Here is a 20,137-nt window from a genome sequence, read left to right on the forward strand (position 1 = left end):
TTTCGCGCTGCGCCCGTTCTGCAACATTGAAGATTGGCGAAAGCGGAGGCGCCGGCTGATCTCCCCCCAAGTGGGGGAGATGTCCGGCAGGACAGAGGGGGGCGCGAAGGAATGCAATCATTGAAGGTGGATTGTCGGGCGTCTTACTTTTCCTTGCAAGGCTGACACCGTCCTCTATCCACGCTATATGCGCCGCTTCGAACAGGGATGCGGCGCGATGACCGGAACACAGCGATCAAGCGAGGGGCTGGATGCTCGCCGCCGCAAGCTCCTGTTCCGCTCCTGGCATCGCGGCATGCGCGAGATGGACCTGATCCTCGGTTCCTTCGCCGATGCGGAGATCGGCGCCTTGACCGGCGACGAAATCGACCAATATGAAAAGCTCCTCGAAATCCCCGACACCGAATTCCTGCCGATGGTCACCGGCGAGCGCCCGGTTCCGCCCGATATCGATTGCACGGTGCTGCAAAAGATCCTGGCGTCGCGCCGGACCATGACACTTTGAAAAACGCATAAGTATGAGCCTCATTCCTTCCATCGGCCTGCCCAAGGGCCGCGCCGGCCAGTTCATCGTCGACGGCGTCGCCGACGGCTATGAAGCCTTCGCGCTGGTGCGGACGGCGCAGGAGATCGCCCCTGACAAGCCGGTGCTGTTCGTCGCGCGCGACGGCCAGCGGTTGCCGGCCATCATCGATGCGCTGGCCTTTGCCGCGCCCGGCCTGCCGGTGCTGGAACTGCCGGCCTGGGACTGCCTGCCTTACGACCGTGTTTCGCCCGGCGCGGATGCCGCCGCGCGGCGGCTCGATGCGCTTTCCGCCATCATTGCGCTCGCCCGGAAGCCGCACCGCGCCGTGATCCTCACCACCGCCAACGCGCTCTTGCAGCGCATTCCGCCGGCCGGGCTGATCGAAGCGCAGACCTTCCATGCCAAGCCCGGCAACCAGATCGACATGAACGTGCTGATCGCAAGGCTGGAGACTTCCGGTTTCGAGCGCGTGCCGACCGTGCGCGACGTCGGCGAGTTCGCGGTACGCGGCGGCATCCTGGACCTGTTCGCGCCCGGCTGGAGCGAGGCGCTGAGGCTCGATTTCTTCGGCGATACACTGGAATCGATCCGCGTTTTCGACGTCGCCACCCAGCGCACCACCGGGCAGCGCAAATCGATGGCGCTGCAGGCGATGAGCGAGGTGGCGCTGACGCCGGAGACGATCAGCCGCTTCCGCCGCTCCTATATCGAGGCCTTCGGCGCGCCGTCGCGCGACGACGCGCTCTATGCCGCGGTCAGCGAAGGCCGGCGTTTTGCCGGCATGGAGCACTGGCTGCCCTTCTTCTACGAGCGGCTGGAAACCGTCTTCGACTACCTGCCGGATGCGCCGGTGGTCTTCGACCATCTGGCGCATGAGGCATTGGCCGAGCGCCACACGCTGATCCTCGACCACTATGAGGCACGCCGCAAGCAGGCCGACGCCGCGCTGAAGGACGCGGTGCCCTACAAGCCGGTGGCGCCGGATCTGCTCTATCTCTCGCCGGAAAATCTCAGAGCTTCGCTCGGCCCGCGCGAAGACATCGACTTTACCGTCTTCGATGCGCCCGATGTGGGAGCCAAGAAGGTATTCCACGCCGGTTCGCGGCAGGGGCGCAGCTTTGCCGAGGAGCGCGCCGACCCCAATACCAACGTCTTCGACGTCGTGGTGAAGCATATTGCCGACGAGCGCGCAGCGCGCCGCCGCGTCATCGTTGCCGGCTGGACGGAAGGCTCGCTCGACCGGCTCGGCCAGATCCTCGCCGAACATCATCTCGGCAATCTGAAGCCGGTCGCCACGCTTGCCGAGGTTGAAAAGCTGGAGCCGGGGCAGGCGGGGCTCGCCGTGCTGCCGCTCGAATCCGGCTTCGAGACCGACGACATGGTCGTCGTCGCCGAGCAGGACATCCTCGGCGACAGGCTGATCCGCCGCTCGAAACGCAAGAAGCGCGCTTCGGACTTCATCGCCGAGGCGTCGTCGCTGTCGTCTGGCGATATCGTCGTCCATGCCGATCACGGCATCGGCCGCTTCATCGGCCTGCGCTCCATCGAGGCGGTGGGCGCGCCGCATGACTGCCTGGAAATCCACTATGCCGGCGACGACCGGCTGTTCCTGCCGGTCGAAAACATCGAGCTTCTGTCGCGCTACGGTTCCGATTCCGCCGAAGCGCCCCTCGACAAGCTCGGCGGCGGCGCCTGGCAGGCGCGCAAGGCGCGGCTGAAGCGGCGCCTGCTCGACATGGCCGGACAGTTGATCCGCATCGCCGCCGAGCGGCAGATGCGCGCAGCGCCCGCTATGATTCCGGCCGACGGCCTCTATGGCGAGTTCGCCGCGCGCTTCCCTTACGAGGAAACCGACGACCAGCAGACGGCGATCGATTCCGTCATGGACGATCTTGGCGCCGGCAAGCCGATGGACCGGCTGGTCTGCGGCGACGTTGGTTTCGGCAAGACGGAGGTGGCGCTGCGCGCCGCCTTCATCGCGGCCATGGAAGGGTTCCAGGTCGCGGTCGTCGTGCCGACGACGCTTCTGTCGCGCCAGCATTTCAAGACCTTCTCGCAGCGCTTCTCCGGCCTGCCGATCCGCATCGCGCAGGCCTCGCGCCTGGTCGGTTCCAAGGAACTGGCGGAGACCAAGAAGGGTGTCGCCGACGGCACGGTCGACGTCGTCGTCGGCACGCACGCGCTGCTCGGGTCTTCGATCTCGTTCAAGAATCTCGGCCTGCTGATCATCGACGAGGAGCAGCATTTCGGCGTCAAGCACAAGGAGCGGCTGAAGGAGCTCAAGAACGACGTGCACGTGCTGACGCTTTCGGCGACGCCGATCCCGCGCACGCTGCAGCTGGCGCTGACCGGCGTGCGCGAGCTGTCGCTGATCGCCACGCCGCCGGTCGACCGCATGGCGGTGCGCACCTTCATCTCGCCCTTCGATCAGCTGGTCATCCGCGAGACGCTGCTGCGCGAACGCTATCGCGGCGGCCATTCCTTCTATGTCGTGCCGCGCATCAGCGATCTTGCCGAAATCCATGATTTCCTGAAGGAATCCGTGCCGGAGTTGAAGGTAGCGGTCGCCCATGGCCAGATGCCGGCCGGCGAGCTCGACGACATCATGAACGCCTTCTATGACGGCCAGTACGACGTGCTCCTGTCGACGACCATCGTCGAATCCGGGCTCGACATCCCGACCGCCAACACGCTGATCATCCACCGTGCCGACATGTTCGGCCTGGCGCAACTCTACCAGCTGCGCGGCCGCGTCGGACGCTCCAAGGTGCGCGCCTATGCGCTGTTCACGCTGCCGGCCAACCGCAAGCTCACCGACACGGCCGAGCGGCGGCTGAAGGTGCTGCAGTCGCTCGACACGCTCGGCGCCGGCTTCCAGCTTGCCAGCCACGACCTCGACATCCGTGGCGCAGGCAATCTGCTGGGCGAAGAGCAGTCCGGCCACATCAAGGAGGTCGGTTTCGAGCTCTACCAGCAGATGCTGGAAGAGGCGGTGGCCGAGGTGAAGGATTCCGGCGAGGTGCAGGATGGCGGCTGGTCGCCGCAGATCGCGGTCGGCACCGCCGTCATGATCCCGGAAAGCTATGTGCCCGATTTGCAGCTCAGGATGGCGCTCTACCGCCGCCTCGGCGATCTCGAAACCACCGAGGAGATCGATGGCTTCGGCGCCGAGCTGATCGACCGGTTCGGGCCGCTGCCGGAAGAGGTGACGCATCTTCTGAAGATCGTCTTCATCAAGGCGCTTTGCCGCAGGGCCAATGTTGAGAAGCTCGACGCCGGCCCCAAGGGTGTCGTCATCCATTTCCGCAAGCGCGAGTTTCCCAACCCGGTCGGGCTGGTCAAGTTCATCGGCGAGCAGGGCTCGCTGGCCAAGATCAGGGCCGACCACAGCGTCGTCTTCATCCGCGACTGGCCGAATGCTGAGAAGCGGTTGGCCGGCTCGGCTGTTGTCATGACGCAACTGGCGCGATTGATCGACAAAGCCGCCTAACGGCTTTCGCTGCGGCGCTTTGGCAGGCGAAGGCGTTCGCCACTGCTGAAATTCCCGGCTAGAATAGGAAATCGGCTTCGTGTAAGGAGCCGCCACCCCATATCGGGGTTGAAGACGCGGGCGAGGGTGCCTGCTCATCTGTTTTTTGAAGCAATTCCAGACGGAAACCGTTCACATTCCTGGAATTGCTCTGGAAGGGCGTTTGGGTGCAGCGATGACGAAATGGTCGCCGAATTCGTGGAGAGCAAAGCCGATCAAGCAGGTCCCTGCCTATCCGGACGTTGGGGCGCTGCAGGCCACGGAAGCGCGGCTCGCCACCTATCCGCCGCTGGTCTTTGCCGGCGAGGCGCGCAAGCTGAAGAAGCAACTGGCGGCGGTCGCCGCCGGCGAAGCCTTCCTGCTCCAGGGCGGCGACTGCGCCGAGAGCTTTGCCGAGCATGGCGCCGACAACATCCGCGACTTCTTCCGCGTCTTCCTGCAGATGTCGGTGGTGCTCACCTTCGCCGGCGCGCAGCCGGTGGTGAAGGTCGGCCGCGTCGCCGGCCAGTTCGCCAAGCCGCGCTCCTCCGACAACGAGACAAAGGCCGGCGTGACGCTGCCGAGCTATCGTGGCGACATCATCAACGGCATCGAATTCGACGCTTCCTCGCGCATCCCGGATCCCGCACGGCAGGAGATGGCGTACCGCCAGTCCGCGGCGACGCTCAATCTTCTGCGCGCCTTCGCGCAGGGCGGCTATGCCAGCCTCGAGAACGTGCATCGCTGGATGCTGGGCTTCGTCGCCGACAGCCCGCAGGGCGAGAAATACGAGTCGCTCGCCAACCGCATCACCGAGACCATGGAGTTCATGCGCGCGGTGGGCATCACGTCGGAAACCAACTTCGCGCTGCGCGAGACCGATTTCTACACCAGCCACGAGGCGCTGCTGCTCGGCTACGAGGAGGCGCTGACCCGCGTCGATTCCACCTCCGGCGACTGGTACGCGACCTCGGGCCACATGATCTGGATCGGCGACCGCACCCGCCAGCCCGACCATGCCCATGTCGAATATTGCCGCGGCATCGAGAACCCGCTCGGCCTGAAATGCGGGCCGTCGCTGACGCCGGACGGCCTGCTCGAACTGATCGACCTGCTCAACCCGGAGAACGAGCCGGGACGGTTGACGCTGATCGCGCGCTTCGGCTCCGACAAGGTCGCCGAGCATCTGCCGAAGCTGGTGCGGGCAGTGAAGAAGGAAGGCCGCAGCGTGGTATGGTCGTCCGACCCGATGCACGGCAACACGATCGAGGCGGCCGGCTACAAGACGCGGCCCTTCGACCGCATCCTCAAGGAAGTGCAGACCTTCTTCGAGGTGCATCGCGCCGAGGGCACGCATCCGGGCGGCATCCATGTCGAGATGACCGGCAAGAACGTCACCGAATGCACCGGCGGCGCCCGCGCGATCACTGCGGAAGACCTGCAGGACCGCTATCACACCCATTGCGATCCGCGCCTCAACGCCGACCAGGCGATCGAACTGGCCTTCCTTGTCTCGGACCTTTTGAAGAAGAGCCATCCGGTCGAGCACAAGCAGGCTGCCAGCGCCTGAGCTGCCTGCTGGCGATCGAACCAGAGCGCCGGATTTCCCCCGGCGCTCTTTTCGTATGGGACCGGTCCTGCGGGGCATCGTCCCGCCAAACCTTACGAAAATTTATAGTTCCGCGACCATCGCAAGACCAAGATTGAGGTGGAGCTATCGCCGCCGCGGCCGAGAGGCCGCGCGCACGATACAGGTTCCGCCATGCGTCACCAGCATGCCATCATCCATCACCGCGCGATCGACTTCTGGTCGGCGCGCGGCGCGGTGCTTGTCGTCATCTGCCTGCAGCTTCTCGTCATCAACGACCTGTCGTTCGGTCCGCGCTGGCTCGCCCCCGCGATCGAAGCGGCGCTGCTCGTGCCCTTGTCGATCGCAACGGCCTGGACGCAAATGGCGACGCAGAAGGCCGTGGATCACGAGCATTGGTACGCGATCGGCCGGTTTCGCGTCTTCATCCGCCGCACCGCCCTGGTCATGACCGGCGTCATCAGCATCATGAATTGCGGCTCGCTGGCCTTACTGGTCAGGGCGCTGCTCGAAGGCCATGCCGGCGCCGGCACGACGCTGCTCGTCGATGCGCTGAATATCTGGGTCACCAACGTCATCGTCTTCGCGCTGTGGTTCTGGAGCACCGACCGCGGCGGCCCGCCGACCTGCGGCCTGGTCAAGCGCGCGCATGCCGATTTCCTGTTCCCGCAAATGACGCTGCCCGACCGCGAGATCCAGGGCTGGCTGCCCGGCTTTGTCGACTATGTCTTCCTGGCCTTCACCAATGCGACGGCGTTCTCGCCGACCGACACCTTGCCGCTCAGCCAGCGCGCGAAGCTGTTGATGATGGCCGAGGCGATGATCTCGCTGCTGACGATCGCGTTGGTGGCGGCGCGTGCGGTGAACATTTTAGCTTAACGTGCGCGCTCCCAGCGCATGTTCGCCAGCCTCGGGTCGAGGAAGCTGGTTCTTGAGAATTCGAGCCGCTTGTCCGGAAATTCGCAGATTGCCTGGACCCCGAGCGAGCCGATGCGGATGCGCCAGGTGTGAGGCTCGAGCGGCTTGGCCTTGGCAAAGCCCCTGCAGGTGAGAAGCGCGATGTTGGCGCCTTTCGGATCGCGCGCCGAGCGGTAGCGGATCGCCTGCATTTCGGCCTCGCGCGCCACGTCGGCAATGGCCTGGCAGGCGGCATAGTCGGTCGGATGCGTCCACGCCTTCTCGTCGCGGTCGAGCGGCGGCCGGGTGAGGTCGACGGCCTTCTCGCATTTGATCGCCGCCGCAAAGGCGGTGTATTCGGCCGCGTCATTCGGCCATTGCGTCTGCGGCGATTCGGCGAAGAACAGCAGGCGGTAGAAGGCCATTTCCGCCACCGCCGTCAGCACCGTCTCGGCGGCGTAGTAGACGCCTTTCGTCTTGCCAGCGCGGCGGAAACGCGAGCCGTACGGATAGATCGAACCGTAGCGGAAGGGCGTCGCGAGCAGATAGTGAAGATGGCGGCATTCGAGCGGGATCTGCGGCTTGGTCTCCTCGATGAGGTCCTCGAGCAGACCTTGCTCGTCGAGCGTGTCGACGAGCTTCAGCGTCGAGACGCGATGCTGCGCCTCGACCATCCGCCAATACTTGCCTTCGAGCCTGACGGCCTCAGACGAGAGCGCGCCGGGAGTCCAGGTAGGCAATGACATCGACAAGTCCGGTAATGGTCAGGATCTTTTCGAGCGGCGTGCCGTCGAGCGCCGTGTTCGGGTTCTTCAGCCATGCCCGGGCGACGGTCTCGTCGCCGCCGACGATGGCGTCGAGCGAGCGGAACAGGCGGACGAACAGCACCGCAAGCTCGAACGGCTTGGTGCCCCGTTCGAGCAGGAATTCCTGCTTGCGCATGCGCGAGACCGTCGCTTCCGAGACGCCGATGACCAGCGCCAGCGTTCTCGCTGTGATGTCGAGCAGGTCGGCCGCGCGCAGCGTGGCCTTGGTGATGACGGCATTCTCCGCCGCCGTCGCGGCGACGACTGGACGTTGCATGAGCGCACCTGTTTCATTTCTGTGGAAAATATAGTCCACAAAAATTCATTTGGAAAGGGTGGCGGTGCGTCCGTTGAGATCAGTCTTTCTTGTAGAGCAGCCAACCCTTGCCGGCACGGCCGGCCATGGCGGAATACCTGGTCACGCGGTTGCGGCCGCTGACCTTGGAGCGGTAGAGCGCGCGGTCGGCCTTGGTGTAGAGGTCCTCTGGGCTGTCGGCCTCGGAAGCCATGCAGATGCCCATGGACACCGTCACCGTACCGTAGTTCATGCCAGTCTGGCTGCTGGTGAATGGCGTCTGTTCGATCAGCACTCGGATGCGCTCGGCGATCTGGTAAGTGGCGTCCTCGCCGGCGCCTTCGACGATGAGCGCGAACTCCTCGCCGCCGGTGCGGGCCACGAACAGATCGGCGCGAACGCTGGACTGGAAGATTTCGGCGACGATCTGGATGATCCTGTCGCCGACCGGATGGCCGTAACGGTCGTTGATGTCCTTGAAGCGATCAATATCGGCAAGGATCAGAGCGTTGAACAGGATGCCGCGATTGCTGTTGTAGATGTGCGTGATTTCCTTGTCGAAGGCGCGGCGATTCCAGATCTGCGTCAGCGGGTCGGTATCGGCGAGCCGCTTGTATTCCTCGAGCTTGGATTTGACGCTTTCGAGCTCGGCGGTCTTTTCGCTGAGCGTGCTGGCGATCTGGCGGTTGTGATCCAGCGTCGAGCTGGTGGCGGTCGACATGGCGCCGGCGATCTTCTGCAGCAGGTCCTGGGAAAGCAGGCTGCGATTGCTCAAGCCGCTCGACGTCTCGTGAAGGATGCGGCCGTATTTCTCGATATGGGTGCGCTCGCTGCGCAACAGCGCGGCGATGTCCTCGAGCTCCTTGGCGACCATCTCGCGGGCGTGCTCGACAATGGCTGGCCCATGGTGCTGCGGGAAGAAGGTGCGTCCGATGCTGTCGAGTTCCTCCTGCGTTGGCCGGTTGCTCAACGACACGACGGCAAGGCTGAGCTCGTGATTGCTGCCGCTCAGCGCCTCGTAGAAGATCTCGTAGTTGCGCGGCAGGCCGAGCACGCCGAGCTGGCGCATGGTCGCCACAACGGTGCTGGCGATGTCGCCATTTCTGTCGATCGGGACGGCTGCCGGTTGCATAGTCTGTTTCACTACCCTTCAGTGCGACCGGAGACCTGCCACCGCCGGGAGTCGCCTATGCGGGGATTTGAACAAGAATTGTAAATGCGAGGGCGCGTCCCCAACACGACCTTCGCTTGCAGGAACCATAGATGCAGTTGCGCTAAAGTTTCCTTAATGGCCTGCTTTTCCTCACCATCTTTGCTACCACAGGCTGCAATCCGGCGTGGACATGGCTTTTGAAACACGCCTTTTCGGTGTCGCATTTGCCTGCGCCAGGCGATCGGAAAGCTGGAATTCTGTCCGGCAACGATCGCGACGAACGATGTCAATGGAGGCCGGGATGGATGGAAATCACAGCGGATCGTGCCTGTGCGGGGCGGTGCGCTTCATGACGAGGGGCCCCTTGCGCGGCGTGGTGTATTGCCATTGCTCGCAATGCCGCAAGCAAACCGGCCATTTCGTTGCCGCGACGTCCTCGAAAGATGCCGATATCGACATCGAAGGAGCCGATGCGCTCACCTGGTATGGCGCTTCCGAAGTTGCGAAACGTGGTTTCTGCCGCAGTTGCGGCTCGGTGCTGTTCTGGAAGCACAACGAACTGGACACCATCTCGATCATGGCAGGTTCGTTCGACAGGCCGAGCGGTCTGTCGGCCGAGAGCCATATCTTCGTCGGCGACAAGGGAGATTATTATGCGATCGATGACGGACTGCCGCAGTTCGAGAAGTCGACGCCGTCAATAAAGGTCGCGGACGAATGATTTTTGGAGCGGCTGCCTTATTCCCTTGATCCGGCCGTTGCGATATCCCCTGACGGTGATTCGAAACGAGGCTGGGCATGCAGCGGCTGATCGACGCTTTCATCAATTCGGTGCGGGCCTTCCGCAAGCTGGCTGCCCATGAAAAGGCATTCCAGCAGGAGTTGCTGCTGCTTGCGCTCGCCATGCCGGCCGGCTGGTTCATCTCGGTATCCTGGCGCGGCTATGCCTTGCTGATCGGCGCGGTCCTGCTCCTGATCATGGTCGAGGTGCTCAACACCGGCATCGAGGCGGCGTGCGATGCCATCTCCCGCGAGTTCCACATCGATATCCAGCTCGCCAAGGATTGCGGCTCGCTGGCCGTGCTGATTTCGATCCTGATCGCCGCTGGTGTCTGGGTCATCGCCGTCATCGAACGCATCGCAGGAGCGCCGATCTGATCCCTCCGGCATAGCCGTTGCCCTCTGATCAGCGATTTGCCTGATTGTCGCTTGCATCCTTGACGCGTTCCCTTCGGGCAAAGTGGTGGGCGACCAGCCAGGCAAGGATAGCCACCCCGAGACCAACGGCCAGCGCAATCAGCAGGCGCTCGTGACGGGCGAACGCCTGGCCGACCATGCGCTCCGCGCCCAATCCGAAGACGTAGCCGACGGTGCCGAACAGGGCCGCCCAGACCGCCGATGAGATGGCGTTCAGGATGACAAAGCGCGGTACCGACACGGTCGACAGCCCGGCTGCGATGCCGCCGACAAGGCGCATTCCGTAGACGTAGCGGTTGGTCAGCACGAAAATGTTGGGATGGGTGTTGAGCAGCCGGTAGGCGCGGCGGAAGCCAGGCCGCCTGCGCAGCCTGCGTACGTAGGGATGATCGGCAAAGCTGCGGCCGAGGGTGAAGAAGAACGTGTCGCCGGCGAAGGCGCCGAGAAAGGCTGCCACGAAAGCCTGCCAAAGCACGAAAACCTGCTGATGCGCGAAGAAGCCGCCGAGGATGGCGGCGCTTTCGCCCTCGGCGACGCAGCCCAGGAAGACCGCGACCAGCCCGTATTGTTCGACGAGACGGTGGATGGCCTCGGTCATTCAGCTTGCCGATCGTGCCGAGAGCTTCTCATCGATCCGCCTGATCTGCTCGGCCATGCGCAGGATCTCGTCGCGCATGCCGATGATCTCGCTGTGGCGCAGTTCGTCGAGCTTCTCATGCAGGGCCATGATCTCGATCTCGGCTTTCAGGTTGACCTCGTAGTCATGGGCGGCGTCGATGCGGTCGCGTTCGGTCTGGCGGTTCTGCGACATCATGATCACCGGCGCCTGCAGGGCGGCGATCATGGAGAGCACGAGATTGAGAAAGATGAAGGGGTAGGGATCGAAGGCGTCGCGCGTCAGGATCCAGACATTGCCGAAGGTCCACAGGATCAGAAAGGCGATGAAGCCGAGGATGAAGGTCCAGGAGCCGCCGATCCGCGCGATGGTGTCGGCGACGCGGTCGCCATAGGTCTGGTGGAAGGCGACGGCCTTGTTGGTGTCGCGGGTGACGGTTGTGCGATCGATGGCGCTTTGCAGCACCCGGCTTTCGAGGGCGCTAAGACCGTCAGGCTTCCGCTTCAGCCAGCGATTCGCCAGATCCTCGACCGTCTTGTTCATTGTCCTCTCCTCGTCAGAGACTGCATAGTCGTTTCCACGCAATTCCGGACGGAAAACCGCAGCGCACTTTTCCTGGAATTGCTCATATGTTTCCGCGCAATTCCGGACGGAAAACCGCAATGCACTTTTCCTGGAATTGCTCATAGAGGTAGAGGCTGCCGACCCGGACGGGAAGTGATAGATTGGTTGGGACAGGCGAGGGCGGAGATGGCCGATTTCCAGAAGATTCGTGCCCGGGCGGCAAAGCGCAAGGGCGGTGAGGAAGCGCTGGCGTCGCTGCTTGGACCGATGCCCGACAATCAGGCGGTGGCGAAAATCCCCGACGACCGCATCCTGTCGACCATGGCCGAGCGGATCTTTGCCGCCGGCTTCGTCTGGCGCGTCATCGAGCAGAAATGGCCAGGCTTCGAGGAGGCCTTCCTCGGCTTCGAGCCGAAGCGGCTGCTGTTCCAGCCGGACGATTTCTGGCACGAGCTGGCGTCCGACAAGCGCATCGTGCGCAATCCGCAGAAGATCAAATCCGTTCGGGACAATGCCGGCTTCGTCGACCGCGTCTCGAAGGAGCACGGCAGCTTCGGCAAATTCGTCGCCAAGTGGCCTGCCGACGATCAGGTCGGGCTGACCGCCTATCTTGCCAAGCACGGCAGCCGGCTGGGCGGCAACACCGGCCAGTATTTTCTGCGCTGGCTGGAGTGGGACACGTTTGTGGTCTCGGCCGACATGGCGGCGGCGCTGCGCGACGCCGGCCTCGACATCGCCGAAAGCCCGACGTCCAAGCGGGATCTCGACAAGATCCAGGCCCAGATCAACCAATGGGCGGCCGAAACCGGGCTGCCGCGCCGGCACATCTCGCGCATCCTGGCGATGTCGATCGGCGAGAACCGATCCGTGGAAGCGTTGCGCGAATACATGGACGACTAGGCTGATCGTATCGTCGTGCCGCGGATTGGCACAAGCAATCGCCATTGCCCGGCGATTTCCGCCACGCTAAATCCACAGCATGACCCAGACCGCTCCAGACATCCTGCGCATCGCCGTCGCTCAGCTCAATCCCACTGTCGGCGACGTCGCCGGCAATCTCGCCAAGGCGCGCGAGGCGAGGGCGGATGCGGCCCGCCAGGGCGCCGACCTTGTGCTCTATACGGAGCTCTTCCTTGCCGGCTATCCGCCGGAAGACCTGGTGTTGAAGCCGGCCTTCCTGAAAGCCTGCGAAAAGGCGGCGGAGGATTTCGCCAGGGACACGGCCGATGGCGGTCCGGGCATCATCATCGGCACGCCGCTGAAGCGCAAGTCGGGCACGCACAATTCCATCGTCTTCGCCGATGGCGGCAAGATCATTGCCGAACGCTACAAGCTCGACCTGCCCAATTATGGTGAGTTCGACGAAAAGCGCGTCTTCCAGGTTGGGCCGGAACTGCAGGGGCCGGTCAATTTCCGCGGCGTGCGCATCGGCGTTCCTATCTGCGAGGACATCTGGGGCGACATCGCCGTCTGCGAGACGCTGGCCGAAAGCGGTGCCGAGATCCTGTTGGTGCCGAACGGCTCGCCCTATTACCGCGCCAAGATCGACGTCCGCCACCAGGTCGTCATCCGCCAGGTCATCGAAACCGGTTTGCCGATGATCTATGCCAATCAGCTCGGCGGCCAGGACGAACTGATCTTCGACGGCGCGTCCTTTGCCATCGGTTCCGACAAGACGCTCGCCTTCCAGATGAGCCAGTTCGAGGAAGCGGTCGCCGTCACCACCTGGAAGAGAAGCCGCGTCGCCGCAGGCGCGCAAAATGCAAATAATTCCGACCATTGGGTCTGCTCGGAAGGGCCGATGTCGAAAATCCCCGATCGGGAGGAGGCCGACTACCGCGCCTGCATGCTCGGCCTGCGCGACTACGTCAACAAGAACGGCTTCAAGAACGTGGTGCTCGGCCTTTCCGGCGGCATCGACTCGGCGATCTGCGCGGCATTGGCCGTCGACGCGCTCGGCGAGGAGCGGTTGCGCACCGTCATGATGCCCTATCGCTACACGTCGAAGGACTCGCTGAAGGACGCCGAGGACTGCGCCAGGGCGCTCGGCTGCCGCTACGACATCGTGCCGATCTTCGAGCCGGTCGAAGGTTTCCGGCATGCGCTCACCCAGCTTTTCGAAGGCACCCAGGAAGGCATCACCGAGGAGAACCTGCAGAGCCGCGCGCGGGGCACGATCCTGATGGCGATCTCCAACAAATTCGGCTCGATGGTGGTCACGACAGGCAACAAGAGCGAGATGTCGGTCGGCTATGCCACGCTCTATGGCGACATGAATGGCGGCTTCAATCCGATCAAGGATCTCTACAAGATGCAGGTCTATGCGCTCTCGCGCTGGCGCAACAGCCATGTGCCGCCCGGCGCGCTCGGCCCATCGGGCGAGGTGATCCCGAAGAACATCACCGACAAGGCGCCGTCGGCGGAACTGCGCGAGAACCAGACCGACCAGGATTCGCTGCCGCCCTATCCGGTGCTGGACGACATTCTCGAATGCCTGGTCGAGAACGAGATGAGCGTCGACGATATCGTCGCGCGCGGCCATGACCGTGCAACCGTCAACCGTGTCGAGCACCTGCTCTACATCGCCGAGTACAAGCGCCGGCAGGCGGCACCCGGCGTTAAGATCACCAGGAAGAATTTCGGCCGCGACCGCCGCTATCCGATCACCAACCGGTTTCGGGATCGCGGCTAGCGAACCCCAGCCATCAGCTTAGCCATGCCTGACGTTGAAATCAGTTTCGACCAGTCGCGGATCGATTTCCGGGCGACTTCCGACCAATTGATGGCGAGCTATTGGGGGAGTGCGCGCAGCGATGAGGCGCATCATCGGGCCTTCGCCAACTCGCTTTGCGTAGGCGCCTATATCGACAGGAGGCAGGTCGGCTTCGCCCGCGCGATCACCGACTATACGGTCTTTGCCTACCTTGCCGACGTCATCATCTGGCCGGAGTATCGTGGACAAGGCATCGGCAGGCGGCTGGTGCAGGCGCTCATCGACCATCCAGACCTGAAGACCGTGTCTCACTGGAGCCTCTCGACTAACGACGCCCACAGCCTCTATCAGAAGTTCGGGTTCGAGACCGACGGGCGCTATATGCGACTGGAGCGCAATCCCGCAGCCTGAATGCGTAGGATCGCCACAACCCGCCGTTGTTGCAAAATAGTACCAGTGCTTGGGCCAGATGTCGTTTTGGGGACAGCCTGCCTTGGCGAGGTAGCGGGCCACCTCTATAAGAGCCTCTCCGCGATTCCCTATCGGGAGGACCGTATGGCAGGATTTGACATCGTTATGCGAGGCTGCGAGGCCTAGGTCTGCGCCGCTCCGAAGGCCTTTCGGAGCAAGGCAGGACGTGGGCAAGACCTTTGCCGTTGCAGGTCGCCGCCTGAGGGCGAACGGCCAGCCATACTGAACCTCCGCATCGCAAGGCGCCAAAGGCGCCGCCGCGGGTTTTCCAATTTGACTTTACCGGGACCGGGCACGTTTGCGCCCGGATAATATCATGGCTCGTTTCAAGATTGATCTGCGCGCCAGCGCTTTCCGCAGCGTGCTCGGCTTCACGTTTGGCCACTGGCGCCGGCAGCCGTGGCGGCTGTCGCTCATCATGGGCGCATTCCTGCTGTCGACGCTCGCCGACGTGCTGACGCCGCTCTACTCCGGTCGGCTGGTCGACGCGGTTGCCAGCAGCGCCGGCGCCGATGAGGTCGCCTGGCACGCGGCAATGACGGCGTTCTCCATCTTGATCGCGCTGGCGCTGGCCAGCGTCGTGCTGCGCAACGCCGCCTTCCTGTGGATCGTCGAACTGACGTTGAAGATGATGTCGGACATCGCAGCCGACGCCTTCCACCGCGTGCAGCGCTTTTCGACGGATTGGCATGCCAACAGCTTCGCCGGCTCGACCGTGCGCAAGATCACGCGCGGCATGTGGGCGCTCGACCTGCTCAACGACACGATCCTGATCGCGCTGCTGCCGTCGGTTGTCATGCTGGTCGGATCGACGCTGCTGCTCGGCTGGTTCTGGCCGATGATGGGATTGGTGGTCGCCATCGGCTCGGTGCTTTTCATTGCCGTCACCGCGATGCTGTCGCTAGGCTATGTCGCGCCGGCGGCACGTCTTGCCAACAGCTGGGACACGCGCCTCGGCGGCGCATTGGCCGACGCGGTGAGCTGCAACGCGGTGGTCAAGGGCTTCGGCGCCGAGACCCGCGAGGAGGCACGCCTTGCCACGGTCGTGGCCAAATGGCGCCTGCGCACCGGCCGCACCTGGATGCGCGGCACGCTCAACGGCACCACGCAAGGAGCGATGCTGCTCTTGATGCGGGCCGCGGTGATCGGCCTGGCGCTCATGCTTTGGACGTGGGGCGAGGCAAGTGCCGGCGACATCGCCTTCGTGCTGACGTCGTTCTTCGTCCTGCAGGGCTATCTGCGCGATATCGGCACGCATATCCGCAACCTGCAGCGCTCGATCAACGACATGGAGGAACTGGTCGACTTCCAGTCCGAACCGCTCGGCATCGAGGATCGGCGAGGCGCCAGGCCGATCAGGATCACCGACGGCCGTATCGCCTTCGACAGGGTGACGTTCCACTACGGCAATCATCGGCTGCCGCTCTATCGCGACTTCTCGGTCGAGATCGACGCGGGCGAGCGCATCGGACTGGTCGGGCATTCGGGATCGGGCAAGACGACCTTCGTCAAGCTGATCCAGCGTCTCTATGACGTGAATGCGGGCCGGATCCTGATCGACGGCCAGGACATTGCACAGGTTGAGCAGGCATCGCTGCGCAGCCAGATCGCCATCGTGCAGCAGGAACCGATCCTGTTCCACCGGTCGCTGGCCGAGAACATCGCCTATGCCAGGCCTGGCGCCACCCAGGCCGAGATCGAGCGTGCGGCGAAGCTCGCCAGCGCGCACGACTTTATCGCCAATCTGCCCAAGGGCTACGGAACCCTGGTCGGCGAGCGCGGCGTGAAGCTGTCGGGCGGCGAGCGCCAGCGCGTGGCGATCGCGCGCGCCTTCCTGGCCGATGCGCGTATCCTGATCCTCGACGAGGCGACATCGAGCCTCGATTCGGAATCGGAGGTGCTTATCCAGAAGGCGATGGAGCGGCTGATGGTCGGGCGCACGACATTGGTCATCGCGCACCGGCTTTCGACAGTGCGCGCGCTCGACCGACTGCTGGTCTTCGACCGCGGCCGCATCATCGAGGAAGGCTCGCATGACGAGCTGATCCGGCTGAATGGCGGCATCTATCGGCGGCTGTTCGAGCGCCAGGCGCTCGAGCTGACCAAGGGGCTTGTCATGTGAAGTGAACGGCATCCGGCTTAAATTAGGCCGGGTGCCTTCCTGCCTTGCAGGCGGACTGTCAGCCGTAATGCAATTTGGGCTTGGGCTCGGTACCGGTGAACTTGACGCCGACGCGGTCATTGCGGCGCCAGCGGACCTCTGCCCGATAAGCCACGCCATCGACCGGAACATAGAGCAGGAAACGATCGGGAACGCGCGATTCCGGCGCGACCTTCAGCTCGGCGCCGCCCTCGTTCTGGTTCCGTAGGGTGCAGCTCACCTCGGAATTCTGGATGCCGGTGATGATCGTCCCGCCCTTGAGCACGCGTTGGCGGTGCTCACGCCGGTGTTCGCCGGAGGTCTCTTCGAGTGGTTGCGCGGGGTTCATCATCGGTCGACGCTGTCATAGCGGTTCATCGTTTCACGGAAACGCCGGACCGCTCTATCTCTTTGTTTCTACGCAATTCCGGACGGAAACCCGCTTCACACTTTTCCTGGAATTGCTCTTCCTGGAATTGCTCTGGCCGAATCGGCTCTGCGACAGCAAACAGAGCACCGATGTTCGCCCACGGCAATACGCGGCCGCTCGTCAGGCCGCATATGTGGTTATATGATCACGCTCAGGCGAATTTATGCGGGTCGGCGCAGAAATAGGCGATGATCTGGCAAAGATCAGGCTCGTTGACCATGCGAACGGCCTCCGCGGAGCCGACCCATTTGCGGGTACGGGCGCGCTTTTCCTTCCAGCGGTCGGCAACGCGATCGACCTTGAGCGGGAAAACCAGGACCTCGCAAGGCACTTCCTCGCCGGAGGCAAGGACCTTGCCGTAAAAATAGCGGCCGGCTTCGAGATGCGAGACGGTGCCGTATAGTCCCGCTTCTTCGCCCGCCTCGCGGGCCGCCGCCTCGCAGAGCGGCTCCCTGGCCTCCGGCCAACCCTTAGGCAGAACCCAGCGTCCGGTGTCGCGGCTGGTGATCAGCATGATCTCGACGCCGTTTTCATCCTTGCGCCAAGGCAAGGCGGCAACCTGGAGACGGCACAGCGCGGTGCCGAAGAGCCGTCGGACTCTATCGGCCATCTGGTTGTGTGTCGTCGGCCTCGTCAACATTGCAGAAGCTGCCCCAGCCTCCAGAATCGTTTGCCGTCAAATGAATCTTACGACGTATTGTGGACAATAAAAGTAAAAAACTTCACTCGGATTGGTTAGGTTCCGACCAGGGGTGGGCCAGCTCGCGAAATATCGCGCCCGACGGCCTGCTTTATGCAGCAAACAGTGCTCGTCGCGGGCGCTAGCGCGGGCGCTGGATAGAATTAGCCGCTTCGGACGAATCAGCCGGCGTGGTCGTCAGCAATCGGCTTTTGGTAGGTGAAGCCCATATCCCACGGGAAATAGATCCAGGTGTCCTGGCTGACCTCGGTGACGAATGTGTCGACCAGCGGCCGGCCTTTCGGCTTGGCGTACACGGTCGCGAAATGCGCCTTCGGCATCATGGCGCGCACGATGCCCGCCGTCTTGCCGGTGTCCGTCAGGTCGTCAATGATGAGCACGCCGGCGCCGTCGTCGGCAAGCAGCGCGGGCGTGATCTCCTTCAGCACCTGCAACTGACCCTGGCTGGTGTAGTCATGATAGGAGGCGACGCAAACCGTCTCGATGACCCGGATGCCGAGCTCGCGCGCGATGATGGCGGCGGGCACCAGGCCGCCGCGAGTGATGCAGACGATCGCCTTCCACTGTCCCTTGTTGGCGCCGGAGAGCCGCCAGGAGAGCGCGCGGGCATCGCGGTGGAACTGGTCCCAGGAGACCGGGAAGGCTTTTTCGGGAAGGGACATGGTTCGCGCACTCCGCAAGCGCGCGCCGCAGCGCGCAGATACAATGGAATGCAGGCGGAATTAGCCGGAAAGCGCCAGTCTTGGCAAGGTGGCAGCAGCGATGGCTGTGGACTTAAAGCGCGTCGCGCTGAAATCCGATTTCAGCGCGACGCGATTTAAGTTCTTGATCCAAGCATGTCTTCACCCCGAAACCGGCGCCCACTTTCGGGAGACATGCTTACCTCGACAGGAAGGCCGCTATGTTTGCGGTGCGCAGCACGGTGCGGGTGACGCCACCGAACAGAAGCTGGCGCAGCCAGGAGTGGCTGTAGGCGCCGAGCACCAGCAGATCCGCGCCGGATTCGGCGATCCTCTCCTGGATGATGTCGTCGACAGAGGCTCCGCTCGATTTCTGCACGCAAACACTGACATTGGCGCCGTGGCGGGACAAGGCAGCCGCAATCTCGGCGCCCGCCGCCTCGGGCGCTTCGTCCAGCGTCTCCGGAGGATCGATGACGAGAATGTCGGTCTTGTCCGCTTCGCTGATGAAGGGCAGGGCATCGAACGCGGCGCGAGCCGCCTCCTTGCTGCCGTTCCAGGCAAGCAGCACGCGCCTGAAGGTGGTGACGAGCGGCCCCGCATGCGGAACGACCAGAACCGGCCGGCCGGCGTCGTAGACCAGCGTGTCGACATCGGCGCCCGGATCGCCACCCGTATCGCGCTGCGCGGCGATGATCAGGTCAGCGGCCCGCACGCTCGATATACCGGTCAGCGCGCTGTCGCCGGAGAAGCTTTCCAGGCTGCGCCACTCGAAAGAGAGGCCGGTATCCTCGATGCGCCTCAAGAAGACAGCCTGCAACTTGTCGGCGCGCTCCTTGTTCATCTCGGCCGAGACCTGGAGGAATTCCGTATCGGGGAAACCGGTGGCCGACGTGTAAGGGACCGGAAGCGCCTCCGCGTGGATGCCGACGAGATGGCTCTCGAACCGCTCGGCGAGCGGAATGGCGCAGTCGAGCACGCGCTCGGCGTCCTGTTCGTTCTGCAGAATGGCGACGATCGTCTTGAAGCGCATGACGTCCCCCTCAATGGCCGGCACGAAGTGCTGCATCAGAAACGTCAGTGTACCCTTTCTGGTTCCGGGGATCAGCTTGCGGCCGACAAGCCTGCCACCATCGTCTCGACGTCCTTGCGCGCGGCCTCGAGAGCGTCTTCGCTGCGGGCGCGGACCACAAGCTCGGTCCAGAACTTGCCGTCGCCATATTTCGGGTAGGAGCCGATGATGGTGTCGGGATGCTCCCTCTGGATGTCGGCCAGCGGCCCGCCGACCAGGCCTTCGCCGAACGGGCAGTGCACCGTGGCTGACAGCATCTTGGTGCCCGTCTTCAGCGTCGGCACGACATTGTCGAGCATCGCCTGGAAGATCGACGGCACGCCGGCCATCACGTGAACATTGCCGATGCGGAAGCCGGGCGCGATCGATACCGGGTTGTCGATGTGGTCGGCGCCGCGCGGCATGCGCGCCATGCGTTTGCGCGCCTCGGTGAATTCGATGCGGCGCTCAGCATAGCTTGCTTCGAGCATGGCATAGGCCTTGGCATCGTATTCGCAAGGCACGCCGAAGGCCTTGGCTATCGAATCGGCGGTGATGTCGTCATGTGTCGGACCGATGCCGCCGGTGGTGAAGAGGTAAGTGTAGCGGGTACGTAGGGCGTTCACGGCGGCGACGATCTCGTCCTCCTCGTCAGGAACGATGCGCACTTCCTTAAGATCAATGCCGATCGCCGTCATGATGTCGGCGAGATGGCCGATGTTCTTGTCCTTGGTCCTGCCGGAGAGGATCTCGTCGCCGATGACGAGCATGGCGGCGGTGACGATTTCAGGCATGGCTCACT

Annotated in this window: 20 protein-coding genes; 10 read left to right on the forward strand and 10 right to left on the reverse strand. The window is 63.5% G+C overall.

From position 1 onward, the window contains the following. The first annotated feature begins 217 nt into the window (after window positions 1-217). The 4 genes from AC4FWB_RS12330 (at window position 218) to AC4FWB_RS12345 (ending at window position 6,501) form a co-directional block, all read left to right on the forward strand. A complete protein-coding gene (locus AC4FWB_RS12330; protein ID WP_491026310.1) occupies window positions 218-505 on the forward strand; it encodes a succinate dehydrogenase assembly factor 2 in 288 nt (95 codons plus the stop codon). 13 nt (window positions 506-518) lie between these two features. After that, window positions 519-4,016 (forward strand): transcription-repair coupling factor, encoded by a 3,498-nt coding sequence (gene mfd, locus AC4FWB_RS12335; RefSeq protein ID WP_491026312.1) that lies wholly within the window; start codon window positions 519-521, stop codon window positions 4,014-4,016. 214 nt (window positions 4,017-4,230) lie between these two features. Beyond that, window positions 4,231-5,604: a class II 3-deoxy-7-phosphoheptulonate synthase gene (locus AC4FWB_RS12340; RefSeq protein ID WP_491026313.1), complete on the forward strand. Its 1,374-nt coding sequence runs from the start codon at window positions 4,231-4,233 to the stop codon at window positions 5,602-5,604. Window positions 5,605-5,796: 192 nt separating this feature from the next. Continuing rightward, complete coding sequence (locus AC4FWB_RS12345) at window positions 5,797-6,501, forward strand: hypothetical protein (RefSeq protein ID WP_491026314.1); 705 nt, start codon at window positions 5,797-5,799, stop codon at window positions 6,499-6,501. On the opposite strand, the gene AC4FWB_RS12350 is transcribed toward AC4FWB_RS12345, so the two are convergent. The 3 genes from AC4FWB_RS12350 to AC4FWB_RS12360 form a co-directional block, all read right to left on the reverse strand. Continuing rightward, window positions 6,498-7,265, reverse strand: coding sequence for an RES family NAD+ phosphorylase (locus tag AC4FWB_RS12350; RefSeq protein WP_491026315.1), 768 nt, complete (start codon window positions 7,263-7,265; stop codon window positions 6,498-6,500). The genes AC4FWB_RS12345 and AC4FWB_RS12350 overlap by 4 nt on opposite strands. Continuing rightward, window positions 7,225-7,602, reverse strand: a complete 378-nt coding sequence (locus AC4FWB_RS12355) for an antitoxin Xre/MbcA/ParS toxin-binding domain-containing protein (protein WP_491026317.1) — start codon at window positions 7,600-7,602, stop codon at window positions 7,225-7,227. The genes AC4FWB_RS12350 and AC4FWB_RS12355 overlap by 41 nt, the downstream gene beginning before the upstream one ends. Window positions 7,603-7,681: 79 nt before the next feature. Next, window positions 7,682-8,752 (reverse strand): GGDEF domain-containing protein, encoded by a 1,071-nt coding sequence (locus AC4FWB_RS12360; protein WP_491026318.1) that lies wholly within the window; start codon window positions 8,750-8,752, stop codon window positions 7,682-7,684. A 322-nt stretch (window positions 8,753-9,074) separates the two neighbouring features. On the opposite strand from AC4FWB_RS12360, the gene AC4FWB_RS12365 reads away from it, so the two are divergent. Both AC4FWB_RS12365 and AC4FWB_RS12370 read left to right on the forward strand, forming a co-directional pair. Further along, window positions 9,075-9,494, forward strand: coding sequence for a GFA family protein (locus tag AC4FWB_RS12365; RefSeq protein WP_491026494.1), 420 nt, complete (start codon window positions 9,075-9,077; stop codon window positions 9,492-9,494). 77 nt (window positions 9,495-9,571) lie between these two features. Further along, complete coding sequence (locus AC4FWB_RS12370) at window positions 9,572-9,931, forward strand: diacylglycerol kinase (protein ID WP_491026319.1); 360 nt, start codon at window positions 9,572-9,574, stop codon at window positions 9,929-9,931. A gap of 28 nt (window positions 9,932-9,959) precedes the next feature. On the opposite strand, the gene AC4FWB_RS12375 is transcribed toward AC4FWB_RS12370, so the two are convergent. Together AC4FWB_RS12375 and AC4FWB_RS12380 are read right to left on the reverse strand one after the other, a co-directional pair. Further along, a complete protein-coding gene (locus AC4FWB_RS12375) occupies window positions 9,960-10,568 on the reverse strand; it encodes a DedA family protein (RefSeq protein WP_491026320.1) in 609 nt (202 codons plus the stop codon). After that, complete coding sequence (locus AC4FWB_RS12380; protein ID WP_491026322.1) at window positions 10,569-11,129, reverse strand: DUF1003 domain-containing protein; 561 nt, start codon at window positions 11,127-11,129, stop codon at window positions 10,569-10,571. It abuts the gene before it with no gap. A gap of 207 nt (window positions 11,130-11,336) precedes the next feature. On the opposite strand from AC4FWB_RS12380, the gene AC4FWB_RS12385 reads away from it, so the two are divergent. The 4 genes from AC4FWB_RS12385 (at window position 11,337) to AC4FWB_RS12400 (ending at window position 16,456) form a co-directional block, all read left to right on the forward strand. Continuing rightward, window positions 11,337-12,050, forward strand: a complete 714-nt coding sequence (locus AC4FWB_RS12385) for a DNA-3-methyladenine glycosylase I (protein WP_491026324.1) — start codon at window positions 11,337-11,339, stop codon at window positions 12,048-12,050. A 79-nt stretch (window positions 12,051-12,129) separates the two neighbouring features. After that, window positions 12,130-13,842 (forward strand): NAD+ synthase, encoded by a 1,713-nt coding sequence (locus AC4FWB_RS12390; protein WP_491026325.1) that lies wholly within the window; start codon window positions 12,130-12,132, stop codon window positions 13,840-13,842. Between the two features lie 24 nt (window positions 13,843-13,866). After that, window positions 13,867-14,274 carry a GNAT family N-acetyltransferase gene (locus AC4FWB_RS12395; protein WP_491026326.1) on the forward strand — a complete coding sequence of 136 codons (408 nt, stop codon included), beginning with the start codon at window positions 13,867-13,869 and terminating at the stop codon, window positions 14,272-14,274. 376 nt (window positions 14,275-14,650) lie between these two features. Continuing rightward, complete coding sequence (locus AC4FWB_RS12400) at window positions 14,651-16,456, forward strand: ABC transporter ATP-binding protein (RefSeq protein WP_491026327.1); 1,806 nt, start codon at window positions 14,651-14,653, stop codon at window positions 16,454-16,456. Window positions 16,457-16,514: 58 nt separating this feature from the next. On the opposite strand, the gene AC4FWB_RS12405 is transcribed toward AC4FWB_RS12400, so the two are convergent. The 5 genes from AC4FWB_RS12405 to AC4FWB_RS12425 form a co-directional block, all read right to left on the reverse strand. Further along, complete coding sequence (locus AC4FWB_RS12405; protein ID WP_126099901.1) at window positions 16,515-16,826, reverse strand: PilZ domain-containing protein; 312 nt, start codon at window positions 16,824-16,826, stop codon at window positions 16,515-16,517. 229 nt (window positions 16,827-17,055) lie between these two features. Then, window positions 17,056-17,544 (reverse strand): NUDIX hydrolase, encoded by a 489-nt coding sequence (locus AC4FWB_RS12410; RefSeq protein WP_491026329.1) that lies wholly within the window; start codon window positions 17,542-17,544, stop codon window positions 17,056-17,058. A gap of 221 nt (window positions 17,545-17,765) precedes the next feature. Continuing rightward, on the reverse strand, window positions 17,766-18,266 hold the full coding sequence (gpt, locus tag AC4FWB_RS12415; RefSeq protein WP_010909158.1) for a xanthine phosphoribosyltransferase: 501 nt from the start codon (window positions 18,264-18,266) through the stop codon (window positions 17,766-17,768). Between the two features lie 217 nt (window positions 18,267-18,483). Further along, window positions 18,484-19,317, reverse strand: coding sequence for a universal stress protein (locus AC4FWB_RS12420; protein WP_491026330.1), 834 nt, complete (start codon window positions 19,315-19,317; stop codon window positions 18,484-18,486). A gap of 71 nt (window positions 19,318-19,388) precedes the next feature. Then, window positions 19,389-20,129, reverse strand: coding sequence for a competence/damage-inducible protein A (locus tag AC4FWB_RS12425; RefSeq protein WP_491026331.1), 741 nt, complete (start codon window positions 20,127-20,129; stop codon window positions 19,389-19,391). Window positions 20,130-20,137 lie beyond the last annotated feature (8 nt).

This window comes from Mesorhizobium sp. LEGMi-168a, assembly GCF_058312955.1.

Bases quoted from the DNA above. Each gene is read 5' to 3' on its own strand.
- AC4FWB_RS12360 (WP_491026318.1), bottom strand. From the start codon at position 8,752: ATGCAACCGGCAGCCGTCCCGATCGACAGAAATGGCGACATCGCCAGC.
- AC4FWB_RS12405 (WP_126099901.1), bottom strand. From the start codon at position 16,826: ATGATGAACCCCGCGCAACCACTCGAAGAGACCTCCGGCGAACACCGG.
- AC4FWB_RS12390 (WP_491026325.1), top strand. From the start codon at position 12,130: ATGACCCAGACCGCTCCAGACATCCTGCGCATCGCCGTCGCTCAGCTC.
- AC4FWB_RS12375 (WP_491026320.1), bottom strand. From the start codon at position 10,568: ATGACCGAGGCCATCCACCGTCTCGTCGAACAATACGGGCTGGTCGCG.
- AC4FWB_RS12365 (WP_491026494.1), top strand. From the start codon at position 9,075: ATGGATGGAAATCACAGCGGATCGTGCCTGTGCGGGGCGGTGCGCTTC.
- AC4FWB_RS12340 (WP_491026313.1), top strand. From the start codon at position 4,231: ATGACGAAATGGTCGCCGAATTCGTGGAGAGCAAAGCCGATCAAGCAG.
- AC4FWB_RS12355 (WP_491026317.1), bottom strand. From the start codon at position 7,602: ATGCAACGTCCAGTCGTCGCCGCGACGGCGGCGGAGAATGCCGTCATC.
- AC4FWB_RS12400 (WP_491026327.1), top strand. From the start codon at position 14,651: ATGGCTCGTTTCAAGATTGATCTGCGCGCCAGCGCTTTCCGCAGCGTG.
- AC4FWB_RS12425 (WP_491026331.1), bottom strand. From the start codon at position 20,129: ATGCCTGAAATCGTCACCGCCGCCATGCTCGTCATCGGCGACGAGATC.
- AC4FWB_RS12420 (WP_491026330.1), bottom strand. From the start codon at position 19,317: ATGCGCTTCAAGACGATCGTCGCCATTCTGCAGAACGAACAGGACGCC.
- AC4FWB_RS12350 (WP_491026315.1), bottom strand. From the start codon at position 7,265: ATGTCATTGCCTACCTGGACTCCCGGCGCGCTCTCGTCTGAGGCCGTC.
- mfd (WP_491026312.1), top strand. From the start codon at position 519: ATGAGCCTCATTCCTTCCATCGGCCTGCCCAAGGGCCGCGCCGGCCAG.
- gpt (WP_010909158.1), bottom strand. From the start codon at position 18,266: ATGTCCCTTCCCGAAAAAGCCTTCCCGGTCTCCTGGGACCAGTTCCAC.
- AC4FWB_RS12330 (WP_491026310.1), top strand. From the start codon at position 218: ATGACCGGAACACAGCGATCAAGCGAGGGGCTGGATGCTCGCCGCCGC.
- AC4FWB_RS12345 (WP_491026314.1), top strand. From the start codon at position 5,797: ATGCGTCACCAGCATGCCATCATCCATCACCGCGCGATCGACTTCTGG.
- AC4FWB_RS12380 (WP_491026322.1), bottom strand. From the start codon at position 11,129: ATGAACAAGACGGTCGAGGATCTGGCGAATCGCTGGCTGAAGCGGAAG.
- AC4FWB_RS12385 (WP_491026324.1), top strand. From the start codon at position 11,337: ATGGCCGATTTCCAGAAGATTCGTGCCCGGGCGGCAAAGCGCAAGGGC.
- AC4FWB_RS12395 (WP_491026326.1), top strand. From the start codon at position 13,867: ATGCCTGACGTTGAAATCAGTTTCGACCAGTCGCGGATCGATTTCCGG.
- AC4FWB_RS12370 (WP_491026319.1), top strand. From the start codon at position 9,572: ATGCAGCGGCTGATCGACGCTTTCATCAATTCGGTGCGGGCCTTCCGC.
- AC4FWB_RS12410 (WP_491026329.1), bottom strand. From the start codon at position 17,544: ATGTTGACGAGGCCGACGACACACAACCAGATGGCCGATAGAGTCCGA.